This window comes from Micromonospora sp. ZG13 (assembly GCF_059359355.1).
This window is the reverse complement of record NZ_JCADBQ010000001.1, coordinates 181606-194445: the sequence shown is the minus strand read 5'-3', so window position 1 is coordinate 194445 and position 12840 is coordinate 181606. Positions and strand designations below refer to the sequence as shown.

Here is a 12840-nt window from a genome sequence, read left to right as displayed (position 1 = left end):
CCGCAACAAGTGCGGGTTCGACGTTCCGTCAAGGAGACGAAACAAAAATGGCTATTGGCACCGTCAAGTGGTTCAACGCTGACAAGGGCTTCGGCTTCATCACCCCGGACGGCGGCGGCGCCGACGTCTTCGCCCACTTCTCGGCCATCCAGTCCTCCGGCTACCGGAGCCTGGACGAGAACCAGCGGGTCGAGTTCGAGGTGACCCAGGGCCAGAAGGGCCCGCAGGCGGAGAACATCCGCCCGCTCTGATCTCCGGATCTTCCAGGTAACACCCACCGCGCCCTCCGGGCGCGGTGACGGGACCGGCCCGCCGCACCGTCGACCTGCGTGAGCAGGCGGCGAACGGCGGCGGGCCGGGGCCCGTACCCCTTTCGGTTCGTGCTTGTGAGTCACCCGCGGCCTGGTCCGCCGGTGACAGCGCCGCCTCCGGCGCCCTCCCTCGACACGTGCCGCGTCGAGGAAGGCTTCCGCATGACCACCGTCGTACCCTCGTTCGCCCTCACCGGGCTGGCCCCGGCGCTCCTCGCCGAGTTGACCGCCCAGGGCATCACCGAGCCGTTCCCGATCCAGTCGGCGACGCTGCCTGATTCGCTGGCCGGCCGCGACGTGCTCGGCCGGGGCCGCACCGGCTCCGGCAAGACGCTCGCCTTCGGGCTTCCCCTGCTGTCCCGCACCGCCGGCCGCCGGGCCCGCCCGGGCCGACCGCTGGCCCTGGTGCTGGTGCCGACCCGCGAGCTGGCCCAGCAGGTCACCACCGCGCTCGACCCGTACGCCCGCGCCGTCGGGCTGCGCTGCGCCACCGTCGTCGGCGGGCTCTCGCTGCAACGCCAGGCGGACGCCCTGCGCGCGGGCGCCGAGCTGGTCGTGGCCACCCCCGGCCGGCTGCACGACCTGATCAACCGCGGGGACGCCCGGCTGGACCAGGTCGGCATCACCGTGCTCGACGAGGCCGACCAGATGGCCGACATGGGCTTCCTGCCGCAGGTCACGAAGCTGCTGGAGCAGGTCGCCCCGAACGGGCAGCGGATGCTCTTCTCGGCCACCCTCGACGGCGGCGTGGACCGCCTGGTGCGGCGCTTCCTCAGCAACCCGGTCTCGCACTCGGTCGACCCGGGCACCGCCACGGTGACCGCGATGACCCACCACGTGCTGCACGTGGACGCGGTGGACAAGCCGACCGCCCTGACCTGGATCGCCGCCCGCGAGGGCCGCACCATCCTGTTCATGGGCACCAAGCACCGTGCCGACCGGCTCGCCCGGCAGCTGCTGTCCAAGGGGGTACGCGCGGCCGCACTGCACGGCGGAAAGTCGCAGCCGCAGCGCACCCGGATCCTGGAGCAGTTCCGCACCGGACAGGTGACGGCGCTGGTCGCCACCGACGTGGCGGCCCGGGGCATCCACGTCGACGGGCTGGACATGGTGGTCAACGTGGACCCGCCCACCGAGGCGAAGGACTACCTGCACCGTGGTGGGCGTACCGCCCGGGCGGGGGAGTCCGGCACCGTGGTCACCCTGGTCCTGCCGGAGCAGCGCCGGGACGTGTCCCGGCTGATGTCGACCGCCGGTATCCGTCCCGAGTCCGTCCAGGTGCGTCTCGGCGACGAGTCCCTGGCCCGGGTGACCGGTGCCCGGGAACCGTCCGGCGTGCCGGTGACGATCGCGCCGCCGCCGCAGGCCGCCTCCGCCGGGGGCCGGTCGACCGGCCGGGGCGGTGAGGGCGGTCGTGCCGGCGAGGGCGCTCGGGCTCCGCACCGCGCCTCGGGGCGGCCGCGCCGCTCCCGCCGTCCCCGCGCCCCGCACGCCTCCTGATCGACGTTCTCCCCGCTCCTCCCACCGGCTCCGGGCACCCGTGCCCGGAGCCGGTTGAGTCTGGAATCAGCACATGTTGCGTCCGATCGGCGGCTGTTTCCGTCGCCCCGGGTGGTGAAGGCTTGGTGCGGGGGAAGACCCGGGCGGAAGCGCCCGGCGGGGAGGGGTGACCATGGTGGGCGACGCCGGCTCGGGCGCGGCGCGGGAACTGCTGCTGGTGCTCGCGGTGGCGCTGGCCGGGCTGTTGCTCGCAGTGGTCGCGGTGTTCACACCGTGGCACGCGGCCCCGGACGGGGCCGCGCCCGCCGCTCCCGTCGAGCTACGCAGCCCGACAGAGCAGCCGGCCACCACCACCGGCTGACCGTCACGAGGCCCCGCCTGCCCGTCGCCGGAGGAGCCGGTGCGCGGTCAGCGGGCGCGGGTCTCCCCGGCGCCGGCCGGGCGGTGCTCCGCGTTCAGCAGGTCGGCGAGGGTGGTCCGGTCGACCACCAGGGCGATCGCGCCGTGCACGGCCAGCCAGACGTCCCGCAGTCCGGTGGCCACACCCGCGTAGCCGGCCAGCTCGGCCGGCAGGCCACGGACGGTCGTCAGGGACCCGCCGACCGCGCGGAGCACGTCGCCGACGCTGATCTCCACGGCGGACCGGGCCAGGGCGTACCCGCCCTCGGTGCCCCGGTGGCTCACCAGCAGGCCGGCCCGGCGCAGATCGACCAGGATGCCCTGGAGGAAGCTCAGCGGGATGCCCTGGGTGTCGGCCAGCGTGCCCGCCTTGACCAGCTCGCCGCCGCCGACCGGAGCCGAGGCGGCGACGGCGAGCATGGCCCGGAGCGCGTAGTCGCTGCGCGCGGAGACGTACACGTCACTGACCCGCCTGGTCCAGCACGCCCCAGCGCCGCCGGATCGCCTTGTCCGCCGCCCCGAACGCGGCGTCGACCACCAGGCCCAGCACCAGGATCACGATCATGGTGGAGATCAGCCAGGGGGAGTCGGAAAGCTCCCGCGAGTACGTCAGTTGCGCGCCCAGCGAGGTCTGCGAGATGCCGACCACGATCAGCTCGCCGGCCATCAGGCTGCGCCAGGAGAACGCCCAGCCCTGCTTGAGGCCGGCCACGATGGCCGGCAGCGCGGCGGGGGCGATGACGTACCGGTACAGGTTCAGCCCCCGGGCGCCGAGGTTGCGGCCGGCCCGCAGCAGCAGCGGCGGCACGTAGTCCACGCCGGCGATGACGCCGTTGGCGATGGACGGCGCGGCACCGAGCACCACCACGAAGAAGATCGCCTTCTCGCTCAGCTCGAACAGCAGGATCGCCAGCGGGAACCAGGCGATCGACGGCATGGTCTGCAACGCGGTGATCATCGAGCCGATCGCCGCCCGCAGGATGCGCGACCGGGCCACCGCCAGGCCGAGCAGCAGGCCGACGGCGACCGAGAAGAGGTAGCCGAGAGCCGCCCGGCGCAGGGTGGTGGCCAACCCGTCCCAGAGCTGTACGCCGCTGACCTGCCGGAGCAGCTCCCGGCCCACGGCCGCCGGGCCGGGCAGCGAGTACTCGGGTTTCCAGCCGGTCCAGACCACGACCTGCCAGGCGGCGAGGGCGAGGGCGAGGGCGGCCAGCTTCGGCCAGGTCGCCGCCCAGAGGCGGCTGGCCCGGGTGCGGCTCTGATCCCGCCCGGCCAGCTCCAGGGCGTCCAGCCCGGAGATCTCCGCGTCGGTACGCGGGGCGGTGGCGAGGGTGTCACCGGCCATGGCGGCCCACCTCCGTACGCAGGCGGTCGGTGACCTCGGCGGCGATCGCGGCGACCTCGGGGGAGTCGATGCGGCGCGGCCGGGGCACGTCGACCGGGGTGGACCAGATGATCCGGCCGGGCCGGCTGGACAGCAGGATGATCCGGTCGGCGAGCCGGGCCGCCTCGCGGACGTTGTGCGTCACGAAGAGCACGGTGAGCCGCCGCTCGGTCCAGATCCGTTCCAGCTCGTCGTGCAGGATGTCCCGGGTCATCGCGTCGAGCGCGCCGAACGGCTCGTCCATCAGCAGCACCGGCGTGTCCAGGGCGAGGGTGCGGGCCAGCGCCACCCGCTGGCGCATGCCGCCGGAGAGCTCGTGCGGGCGCTTGCGGCCGAAGTCGGCCAGGTGCACGGCGGCCAGCAGTTCGGCGACCCGCTCCCGCCGGGCGGCCCGGGGCAGCCCGCGCAGTTTCAGCGGCACCTCGACGTTGCCCTCGACGGTGAGCCAGGGGAAGAGGGCGGGCTCCTGGAACATCAGTCCCGGGTCGACGCCCTCGTCGAGGGCGATCCGTCCGCCGCTGGGCCGGTCCAGGCCGGCGACCAGGTTGAGCAGGGTGCTCTTGCCGCAGCCGGAGGCACCGACCAGGCAGACGAACTCGCCGGGCGCGACGTCGAGGGAGACCCCGTCCAAGGCGACGACGGCGTTCGCCCCGCGCCCGTACACCTTGGTGACGCCGTGCAGCGCGACCGAGCCGGTCGCGCTGCGTGGCGTCGTCGTGGTCGACGTCATGGTTGGCCGACCTCGGGCTTGCCGTGGCCCTTCAGCACCTCGTTGAGGTGGGTCAGGTCGTAGAGACCGTCGAGGCTGACCGGCTGGGTCAGGCCGACCGCGACGGCGTGGTCGAGCCCGGTCTTCAGCGACGAGGCGATCGGGTCGTTGGTGAACTCCAGCGTCGGCCAGGCCTGCTTGATCAGCTTGAGGTCGAGGGGCTTGCCGCTGATCTTTCCGATGTGGTCGGAGATGGCCTGGTGCGTCTCGTCGGGCTTGGTGTTGACGAACTCGTTGGCCGCCACCTGGCCCTCGACCAGCTTCTTGACCACGTCCGGGTGGGCCTTGAGGAACTTGGTGCTGACGATCAGGTTGGTGATCACGAACTTCCGGTCCGGCCAGAGGTCGCGCTCGTCGACGAGCACCTTGCCGCCCGCGTTGACCAGCCGGGACACGAACGGCTCGGGCACCCAGGCGCCGTCGACGGCCCCGCTGTTGAACGTCTCCACCGTCTGGGCGTTCTCCTGCGGAATGATCCTGACGTCGCCGCCGCCCTCCTTGGTCGTCGTGAGGCCCTTCTCCTTGAGCCAGTAGCGGATGGCCACGTCCTGGGTGTTGCCCAGCTGCGGGGTTGCGATCTTCTTGCCCCGGAGCTGCTCCACCGAGGTGATCTCGGGCTTGACCACGAGCGCGACGCCGCCGGAGGCCGCGCCGGAGATGACCCGGACCGCCTCGCCCTTGGACTTCGAGAAGGCGTTCACGGTCGGGTTCGGGCCGATGTACGTGGCGTCGAGAGCGCCGGAGAAGATCGCCTCGATCGCGGCGGGGCCGGCGTTGAAGGTCTTCGTCTCCAGCTTGACGTCGCCGCCGAGCCTCTCGGCGAAGATGCCCTTCTCCACGCCGACCACGGCCGGCGCGTGGGTGATGTTGGGGAAGTAGCCGAGCCGCAGCGTCGTCGGGCCGGAGCCGCCGCCCGCGCTCTCGCTGTCGTCGCCGCAGGCGGCGGCGGTGCCCAGGGTCGCCGCGCCGACGACGGCGAGGGTGGCCAGGGAGACCCACCGACGCAGGGGGAGCCGTCTCATCGTCCATCCAATCCGCAGTATTCCTACTTAGTTGGTAGGAAGACTGGGTGAGGCGGTGGACTGGCGTCAAGGGGCAACCACATGCCGGGACCGGCATCCCAGAAAAGGCGGCAATCCCTACTGATTGAGTGGGTTATGCGGCTACTGTCCCCGGCGCCGCCAACGGTCGGGGGGAACGGCGGTCGCGGCCCCCGGGGCGCCGGCCGGGGCGGCTGGCGACAGGTCGCCGGTGGCGGAGGTGCCGACGCGCTAGGGTCGATCCCGTGGCGGCCCGGAGATCGAGAATTCCAACGACGAAGTACCCGGTCGAGCGGTTCACCCTCGACAACGGCCTGCGGGTGGTGCTGACGCCGGACCGCAGCGCCCCGGTGATCGGGGTGGCGGTCGTCTACGACGTCGGCATCCGCTCGGAGCCGGAGGGGCGCACCGGCTTCGCCCACCTCTTCGAGCACCTCATGTTCCAGGGCTCGGAGAACCTGGAGAAGCTGGCGCACTTCCGGCACGTGCAGGGGGCGGGCGGCACCTTCAACGGCTCCACCCACCTGGACTACACCGACTACTTCGAGACCCTGCCGAGCAACGCCCTGGAGCGGGCGCTGTTCCTGGAGGCCGACCGGATGCGCGGCCCCCGGCTGACCGAGGAGAACCTGCGCAACCAGGTCGACGTGGTCAAGGAGGAGATCCGGGTCAACGTGCTCAACCGCCCGTACGGCGGCTTCCCCTGGCTGACCCTGCCGCCGGTGCTGTTCGACACCTTCCCGAACGCGCACGACGGCTACGGCTCCTTCGTCGACCTGGAGTCGGCCACCGTCGCCGACGCGGCCGACTTCTTCCGCCGCTACTACGCCAGCGGCAACGCGGTCCTGGCGGTCGGCGGGGACATCGACGTCGCCGAGGCGACCACGCTGATCGAGCGGCACTTCGGCGACGTGCCGGCCCGCCCCGCCCCGCAGCGACCCGACTTCGCCGAGCCCGACCTGACCGGGGAGCGGCGCACCTCGTACACCGACAAGCTGGCCCCGTTGCCGGCGGTGGCCGGCGCCTGGCGGGTGCCCGACCCGATCACCGACTTCGCCGCCTACCTGCCCTACGTCGTCCTGGCCGAGGTGCTCACCGACGGCGACGCGTCCCGGCTGGTCGAGCGGCTGGTCCAGCGCGACCGGGCGGTGACCAGCCTCGGCGGCTACGTCGGCTTCATGGGCGACCCGTTCGACGTGCGGGACCCCACGGCGCTGCTGCTCCAGGCACACCTGCCACCGAGCGGGGACGTCGACAAGGTGCTGCGCACCGTCGACGAGGAACTGGACCGGCTGGCCACCGACGGCCTGGCCGAGGGCGAACTGGCCCGTACCCAGGCCCGGATGGCGACCCACCTGCTGCGCGACACCGACGCGGTGCTCGGCCGGACGTTGCAGATGGCCGTGCTGGAGCAGCAGCGCGGCGAGCCGGGGCTGCTCAACGACCTGCCCCGGCTCGTCGGTGAGGTCACCGACGAGCAGGTCCGCGCCGCCGCGGCCAGCCTGCGGCCCGAGCGCCGGGCGTCCATCGAGGTCATCGCCGGAGGTCACCAGTGACGGCAACCGCACAGGCCGCGCCCCGGGCGCTGCCGCCGCTCGGCCCGAACCGTCGGCTCAAGCTGCCGAAGCAGGCCGAGCGCACGCTGGGCAACGGGCTGACCGTGATCGCCGTACGCCGGCCGGCGGTGCCGCTGGTGGAGGTGCGGCTGTGGATGCCGTTCGGCCGCGCCCACCTCGCCCGGGGCGCCATGCTCGCGCAGACCCTGCTCTCCGGCACGCGGACCATGTCCAGCGTGCGGATCGCGGCCGAGCTGCAGAAGGTCGGCGGCGGGCTCTCCGCCGGGATCGACCCGGACCGGCTGATGCTCTCCGGCGCCGGGCTGGTCACCGGGCTGGACCGGATGCTGGAGATCCTCGCCGAGGTGCTGACCGACGCGAGCTACCCGAACGACGACGTCGCCACCGAGCGGGACCGGCTGGTCGACCGGATCCAGGTGGCGCGCAGCCAGCCGGCGCACCTGGCCCGCACCGCCCTGTTGCGGCGGGTCTACGGCGCGCACCCGTACGCGGTGCAGACCCCCGAACCGGAGGCGGTCCGGGCGGTCCGGCCGGCGGTGCTGCGGACCCTGCACGCCCAGCGGGTGCACCCCGCCGACGCGGTGCTGGTGCTGGTCGGTGACGTGCAGCCGGAGCGGGCGCTGGACGCCGCCGAGAAGGCGCTCTCGGGGTGGAACGGCGCCGGGCACACCGCCGACCTGCCGCCCGCCCCGCCGCTGGAGCCGGGGCCGCTGCTGCTGGTCGACCGCCCCGGGGCCGTGCAGTCCTCGCTGCGGATCGCGCTGCCGGCGGTGCCCCGCACCCACCCCGACCACGCCGCGCTGCAACTGGCCAACCTGATCTTCGGTGGCTACTTCTCCTCCCGCTGGACGGAGAACATCCGCGAGGACAAGGGCTACACGTACGGGGGGCACTCCGTCGTCGAGCATTCGGTGGCCGGATCCGTGCTGGTCGCCGCCGCCGACGTGGCGACGGAGGTCACCGGGCCGGCGCTGCTGGAGACGACGTACGAACTCGGCCGGCTGGCTACCCTCCCGCCCGGCGAGGACGAGCTGGAGCAGGCCCGCCAGTACGCTCTCGGCACCCTCCAGCTCGGAATCTCCACCCAGGCCGGGCTCGCCTCCCTGACCAGCGCGTACGCCGGCAGCGGGCTGCGCCTGGAGTTCCTGGCCGAGCACGCCGCCCGGTTGGCGAAGGCGACGGTGGCGGACGTGGCCGAGGTGGCGGCCCGCTACCTCGCCCCGGCCCGGGGGGCCACGGTGGTGCTGGGGGACGCCGAACGGATCGGGCCGCAGCTCGCGGCGCTGGTCCCGGTGACCACCGAGCCGGCGCGGCCGTGAACGGGGAGGCCGCCCCGCCGCTGGCCCGGTCCACCCTGGACCGGGCGGCCCACCGGCGTACCGACCCGGGTTGGCTGGCGCAGGCATGGAATCAGGCCCGGGTGCTGGTGCTGGACTCCGGCGACGGCGGCCGGGCCCTGGTGCGTACCGACACGTCGCCGCCGACGCTGGTGCTGCTCGATCCGGCCGGGCTGCCCGAGCCGACGGCACCGATCTTCCTCGGCGTCGAGCCGGACGGGGTGCCGGTCTTCGCCGTGGACGCCCCGCTGCCGGCGGTGCCGGGGGCCCGGGCGACGCACCTGCGCGAGGTCGGGCACCTGCTCGGCGATCGCGACGCCGGTCTGTTCACCACCGCGCTGGCGCTGGTCAACTGGCACCTGCGGCACCGCTACTCATCGGCCACCGGGCACCCGACCGAGGTGGACGAGGCCGGCTGGTCCCGGGTGGACCCGGCGGGGGAGCGGATCTGGCCGCGTACCGATCCCGCGATGATCGTGCTGGTGCACGACGGCGTCCCGGGCCTGGACGGGCGGTGCCTGCTCGGCAACAACGCGAGTTGGCCGCACACCGCCGGCGAGCGGCGCTTCTCCTGCCTCGCCGGCTACGTCGAGCCGGGGGAGTCGGCCGAGGCCGCCGTGCTGCGCGAGGTCCGCGAGGAGGTCGGCGTCCCGGTCGACGACATCGCGTACGTGGGCAGCCAGGCCTGGCCGTTCCCCGGCTCGCTGATGCTCGGCTTCCTCGCCACCGCGGACCCGGCGCATCCGGTGCAGGTGGACCCGACGGAGATCGCGTACGCCCGCTGGTTCTCGCGCCGGGAGATCGGCACGGCCCTGGCGGGGCGGCCGGTGGAGGTCGGCGGGGCCCGGTTGGTGCTGCCGCCGCCGTCGTCGATCGCGCTCTTCCTGATCCACCGCTGGCTCGACGGGCACTGCTGAACCCGGTGCCGCCGGTGGTGGCCCGGACCGCCGGAGGCCGGTCGGTGGCCGGGAGGTCGTGCGGTCCCGGCCCGTGGCCGCCGTTGCCGCGACGGTCACGGACCGGGAACACGGGCCGTCGTGGTCGGCTGGGGCAAGGAACACGGCGGGGGAGCCGGTCCGACCACGACGGACGTCTGGGTGCGGGGTCAGCTGCCCCGGTCGTCGGGTGCGGCCCGGAGCCCGCCGCCCGGCTCGTCGAGCGGGAGCACCTTGACCCGTTGCCTGCCGGAGCGGACCGCGCCGACGGTGGCGAGGGCCCGGGCCAGCAGCAGCGCGGCGTCGCGCTCCTCGGCGTGCACGATCTGGCGGCGCGGTTCGGGCGCCGTGGTCTCGTCCCGCAGGCGGCCACCGCACGCCCAGGCGGCGGCGATGTCCACGTCGGCGGCGGCGCGGATGTCGGTGCGAACGATCAGGAACCGCATGCGGGTCTCCGGATGAGTCGCGACGGTGGGGAACGGGTGGAAGTTCCACGTCACTCTGCCGTCATGTTACGCCGCGCGGTCGTCTCATCAAGTGAAACGCGACGATTGGTCCGGAGGCTCGTCCGATCAGCGGATGCCTGGTCGGCGGGGTGGTACGGCGTAGACACGGCGGGGCCGCCGGCACCCTGCCGGCGGCCCCGCGACGGTCGACGGATCAGTTCAGATCGAACTGTCCGTTCTTCGCGCCGGCGATGAAGCCCAGCCAGCCCGCCCGGTTGAACAGCAGCACCGGACCGCACTGGTCCTTGCTGTCGCGCAGGGCCACCGCGGCCGGCCCGGTCCTCAGTGGTGCGACCTCGACGCAGTTCGAGGTCTGGCTGCGCGTGCTCTTACGCCACGGGGCGTCGGCGAGCTGGTTGATCACGGCCGGCGTGTTGCGGATCTCGTTCATCGTGCCACTCCTGAGGTGAACTGCTCCGATGGAACGAGTGGCGCCGCACGACCCGGCGGTTGGGTCCCCCGTGATCACCGCTCCGTCAGGCGCCCGGAGTGCCGGCGACGCTGGGTCGGCGCCGTTGCCGACCCGTACGCCACCGTGGACGCGGTCGCCGTGCCGGGCAGCCGCCCCGTCGCCTCGATCAGCCAGGAGAGGGTGTCCGACTCGGAGAGCGCTGCCGTGCATAGCCACTCGAACACCACTTTATAGCGATTTAGGGCGTTTACCTCGGTCGACATGACGTCGGTGAACCCCCCTTCGATCGCGAGCGTCTCCGGATCGAGCGGATCGGCGAACCGGTAGACCGAGAACGCGGTCGGCGGGAGGTACCAGTCGCCGATCTGGGTGTCGCGCGGCAGCACGTGCAGCGTGACGTTCGGCAGCATCGCCAGCTCGCAGAGCTGCACGAGCTGCTCGTGCAGCACCTCCGGCGGCGCGGTCCGGCCGCCGAGCGCCGCCTCCTCCAGCACCGCCGTGTAGCGGGGCGCGTCGACGGCGCGGGTGAGCAGCGACTGGCGGGCCAGCCGGGCCCGCACCTCGGTGTCGATGTCCTCCCCGGCCTCCGGATCACCGGCCTCCTCGCCGACCTGGCGGGCCGAGGCGATCCGCACCGAGGCGTATGCCGCCGTCTGGAGCAGGCCCGGCACCAGGACCGGGTTGTATTCCGAGATCTCCGCGCAGCCCGCCTCCAGCTCGGCGAAGCTGCGCTGCTGCTGGGTCATCACCGGGTAGTTCCGCAGCCAGCCGCGGATGTCGCCGGCCTCCTGCGTGATGCCGAGGAGCTCCCGGCGAAGCGCCTCGTCGGCGCCGTAGAGATCCAGCAGCGCGCGGACGTCGTCCGGGTCCGGGCGGCTGCGGCCGTTCTCCAGCCGGGACAACTTGGACGCGGACGCCCAGCCGACCCGCTCGATGACCTGGTCTCCCGTGAGACCCGCGGCCTCGCGCAGTCGGCGCAGTTCGGTGCCCAGCCTGCGTCGGCGCAGGATCGGGCTGGGTGAGGCAGGAGGCACGACGTCCTCTTTTCCCGTGGACCGCCGCAGACGCGACGGTAACTGTATGAAATTCGCCCCCCACGGTCAGTATGGACGGCGCGCCTCCCGTCGGAGGCCCCGGTGGGGGGCGTGTCTCGCAGAAAAGAGGACCGTGGGAAGGGTGCGGCGGCCCGTACGACGCCGTCGGCCCGCCCGCGCCACCCCCGACCGCGCCACGCCGCGCACCACCCCCGCCGGAGGGACCCCATGCGCACCGTCCTGCGCCGCCCGGATTTCCGTCTGCTCTTCGGCGGCCTGCTGGCCAGCATGGCCGCCGAGTCGATCCTGCTGCTGGCCCTCGCCATCTGGGTGAAGGACCTGACCGGATCGGACGGGCTGGCCGGCGCCACCATCTTCGCCGTCATCGCCCCGATGACCCTGGCCCCGCTGGTCGGGTGGATCGTCGACCGCTATCCCCGCCGCCCGTTCTTCGTCGCGGCCAACCTGGCGACGGCCGTGCTGCTCACCCCGCTCCTCGCGGTGCGCGACCGGACCGACGTGTGGATCATCTACGTGGTGGCCGCCCTCTACGGCCTGTCGTACATCACCCTCAGCGCGGTGCTCAGCGGCCTGATCCGTCAGCTCGTGCCGGTGGAGCTGCTGGCCGAGGCCAACGGCGTGCTCCAGACCGTGCGCCAGGGGCTGCGCCTGGTCGGCCCGCTGGCCGGTGCCGGGCTCTACGCCGCCGTGGGCGGCTGGATGCTGGCCGTCATCGGGATGGTCGGCTTCCTGTCGGCCGCCGTCGTGGTGGGCCTGATCCGCACGACGGAGACGCCGCGGGCCGGGGCCGGGGTGAGCTGGCCGGCCGAGGTGAGCGCCGGGCTGCGGCACCTGGCCGGGGAGCCGGCGCTGCGCCGGGCGCTGCTCGGCTACGGGCTGGGGTCGCTGGCGATGGGCTTCAGCGAGTCGTTGATCTTCGCGTACGTCGACCAGGGGCTCCGCCGCGACGCCGCGTTCGTCGGCGTGCTGGTCACCGTGCAGGGCGTCGGCGGACTGGTCGGCGGGCTGCTCTCCCCGGCCGTGGTGCGCCGCGCCGGCGAGGTGGGCACGCTCGCCGCCGGGGTGGCGTTCTTCGGTCCGGCCTCGTTGGCGCTGGTGTACCCGAACCTCTGGCTCGGCTTCGTCGCGGTGCTGCTGGCCGGCGTCTCGCTGCCGCTGACGATGGTCGGGCTGCACACGCTGATCCAGCGGCGCACCCCGCCGGGGCTGCTCGGCCGGGTCGCCGCGGCCTCCGAGGCGGTGGTGAGCGGCCCGCAGGCGCTCTCCATCGGCGCGGGGGCCCTGCTCGTCGGGGTGCTGGACTACCGAGTCCTGTTCGCCCTGATCGGGGTGGCCACCCTGCTCGCCGGCGGCTACCTCTGGCACGGCCGTACGCTCAGCCCTCCGCCGCCCGCGAGGATCCCGGCGCCCCGCCGGCCCGCCGACGGGCCGGCCCCCGCCGACCCGGCCGGGGCCGGCAGCCAGTGGCGCGGGGCCGGGGGCCAGCGGGCCGGGACCGAGGGGTGGCGGGGCGAGGCCGGGGGGCAGGAGGTGGTCGGCACCACGCCACCGAGCCCGGGGCGCTGAGCCGTCCTGACCTCCCCGCCGCGGCGGGAACGCGACGAGCGGCCGCCCG

Annotated in this window: 14 protein-coding genes; 7 read left to right on the top strand and 7 right to left on the bottom strand. The window is 73.7% G+C overall.

Annotation, left to right across the window (positions count from 1 at the left end):
* Window positions 1-47: 47 nt before the first annotated feature.
* The 3 genes from cspE to AC5L34_RS00900 all read left to right on the top strand — a co-directional run bounded on the left by cspE (window position 48) and on the right by AC5L34_RS00900 (window position 2172).
* Window positions 48-251 carry a transcription antiterminator/RNA stability regulator CspE gene (gene cspE, locus AC5L34_RS00910; protein WP_007464836.1) on the top strand — a complete coding sequence of 68 codons (204 nt, stop codon included), beginning with the start codon at window positions 48-50 and terminating at the stop codon, window positions 249-251.
* 222 nt (window positions 252-473) lie between these two features.
* Window positions 474-1811, top strand: a complete 1338-nt coding sequence (locus AC5L34_RS00905; RefSeq protein WP_441175654.1) for a DEAD/DEAH box helicase — start codon at window positions 474-476, stop codon at window positions 1809-1811.
* A gap of 172 nt (window positions 1812-1983) precedes the next feature.
* Window positions 1984-2172 carry a hypothetical protein gene (locus tag AC5L34_RS00900; protein WP_441175655.1) on the top strand — a complete coding sequence of 63 codons (189 nt, stop codon included), beginning with the start codon at window positions 1984-1986 and terminating at the stop codon, window positions 2170-2172.
* Window positions 2173-2219: 47 nt separating this feature from the next.
* Here the strand turns inward: AC5L34_RS00900 and AC5L34_RS00895 are convergent, their stop codons facing one another.
* Genes AC5L34_RS00895 through AC5L34_RS00880 form a run of 4 tightly spaced genes read right to left on the bottom strand, consistent with a single transcriptional unit; the run spans window position 2220 to window position 5385 of the window.
* The gene (locus AC5L34_RS00895; protein ID WP_441175656.1) at window positions 2220-2669 is read right to left on the bottom strand and encodes an RrF2 family transcriptional regulator; all 450 of its coding nucleotides are present in this window, start codon (window positions 2667-2669) and stop codon (window positions 2220-2222) included.
* A gap of 1 nt (window position 2670) precedes the next feature.
* Window positions 2671-3555: an ABC transporter permease gene (locus tag AC5L34_RS00890; protein WP_494823641.1), complete on the bottom strand. Its 885-nt coding sequence runs from the start codon at window positions 3553-3555 to the stop codon at window positions 2671-2673.
* A complete protein-coding gene (locus AC5L34_RS00885) occupies window positions 3545-4324 on the bottom strand; it encodes an ABC transporter ATP-binding protein (protein ID WP_441175658.1) in 780 nt (259 codons plus the stop codon). The genes AC5L34_RS00890 and AC5L34_RS00885 overlap by 11 nt, the downstream gene beginning before the upstream one ends.
* Complete coding sequence (locus AC5L34_RS00880) at window positions 4321-5385, bottom strand: ABC transporter substrate-binding protein (protein ID WP_494823640.1); 1065 nt, start codon at window positions 5383-5385, stop codon at window positions 4321-4323. The genes AC5L34_RS00885 and AC5L34_RS00880 overlap by 4 nt, the downstream gene beginning before the upstream one ends.
* A 263-nt stretch (window positions 5386-5648) precedes the next feature.
* Here AC5L34_RS00880 and AC5L34_RS00875 point away from each other — a divergent pair, with 263 nt between their 5' ends.
* Genes AC5L34_RS00875 through nudC form a run of 3 tightly spaced genes read left to right on the top strand, consistent with a single transcriptional unit; the run spans window position 5649 to window position 9234 of the window.
* Window positions 5649-6959, top strand: coding sequence for a M16 family metallopeptidase (locus AC5L34_RS00875; protein ID WP_441175660.1), 1311 nt, complete (start codon window positions 5649-5651; stop codon window positions 6957-6959).
* Window positions 6956-8299, top strand: a complete 1344-nt coding sequence (locus AC5L34_RS00870; protein ID WP_441175661.1) for a M16 family metallopeptidase — start codon at window positions 6956-6958, stop codon at window positions 8297-8299. The genes AC5L34_RS00875 and AC5L34_RS00870 overlap by 4 nt, the downstream gene beginning before the upstream one ends.
* The gene (nudC, locus tag AC5L34_RS00865; RefSeq protein ID WP_441175662.1) at window positions 8296-9234 is read left to right on the top strand and encodes an NAD(+) diphosphatase; all 939 of its coding nucleotides are present in this window, start codon (window positions 8296-8298) and stop codon (window positions 9232-9234) included. Before AC5L34_RS00870 ends, nudC begins: the two co-directional genes overlap by 4 nt.
* Window positions 9235-9422: 188 nt before the next feature.
* On the opposite strand, the gene AC5L34_RS00860 is transcribed toward nudC, so the two are convergent.
* The 3 genes from AC5L34_RS00860 to AC5L34_RS00850 form a co-directional block, all read right to left on the bottom strand.
* Window positions 9423-9698: a hypothetical protein gene (locus AC5L34_RS00860; protein ID WP_101415224.1), complete on the bottom strand. Its 276-nt coding sequence runs from the start codon at window positions 9696-9698 to the stop codon at window positions 9423-9425.
* A gap of 214 nt (window positions 9699-9912) precedes the next feature.
* Window positions 9913-10149, bottom strand: a complete 237-nt coding sequence (locus tag AC5L34_RS00855; protein ID WP_363893944.1) for a DUF397 domain-containing protein — start codon at window positions 10147-10149, stop codon at window positions 9913-9915.
* A 74-nt stretch (window positions 10150-10223) separates the two neighbouring features.
* On the bottom strand, window positions 10224-11204 hold the full coding sequence (locus AC5L34_RS00850; RefSeq protein WP_494823639.1) for a helix-turn-helix domain-containing protein: 981 nt from the start codon (window positions 11202-11204) through the stop codon (window positions 10224-10226).
* 228 nt (window positions 11205-11432) lie between these two features.
* On the opposite strand from AC5L34_RS00850, the gene AC5L34_RS00845 reads away from it, so the two are divergent.
* Complete coding sequence (locus tag AC5L34_RS00845) at window positions 11433-12791, top strand: MFS transporter (protein WP_494823638.1); 1359 nt, start codon at window positions 11433-11435, stop codon at window positions 12789-12791.
* The last annotated feature ends 49 nt before the right edge of the window (window positions 12792-12840 follow it).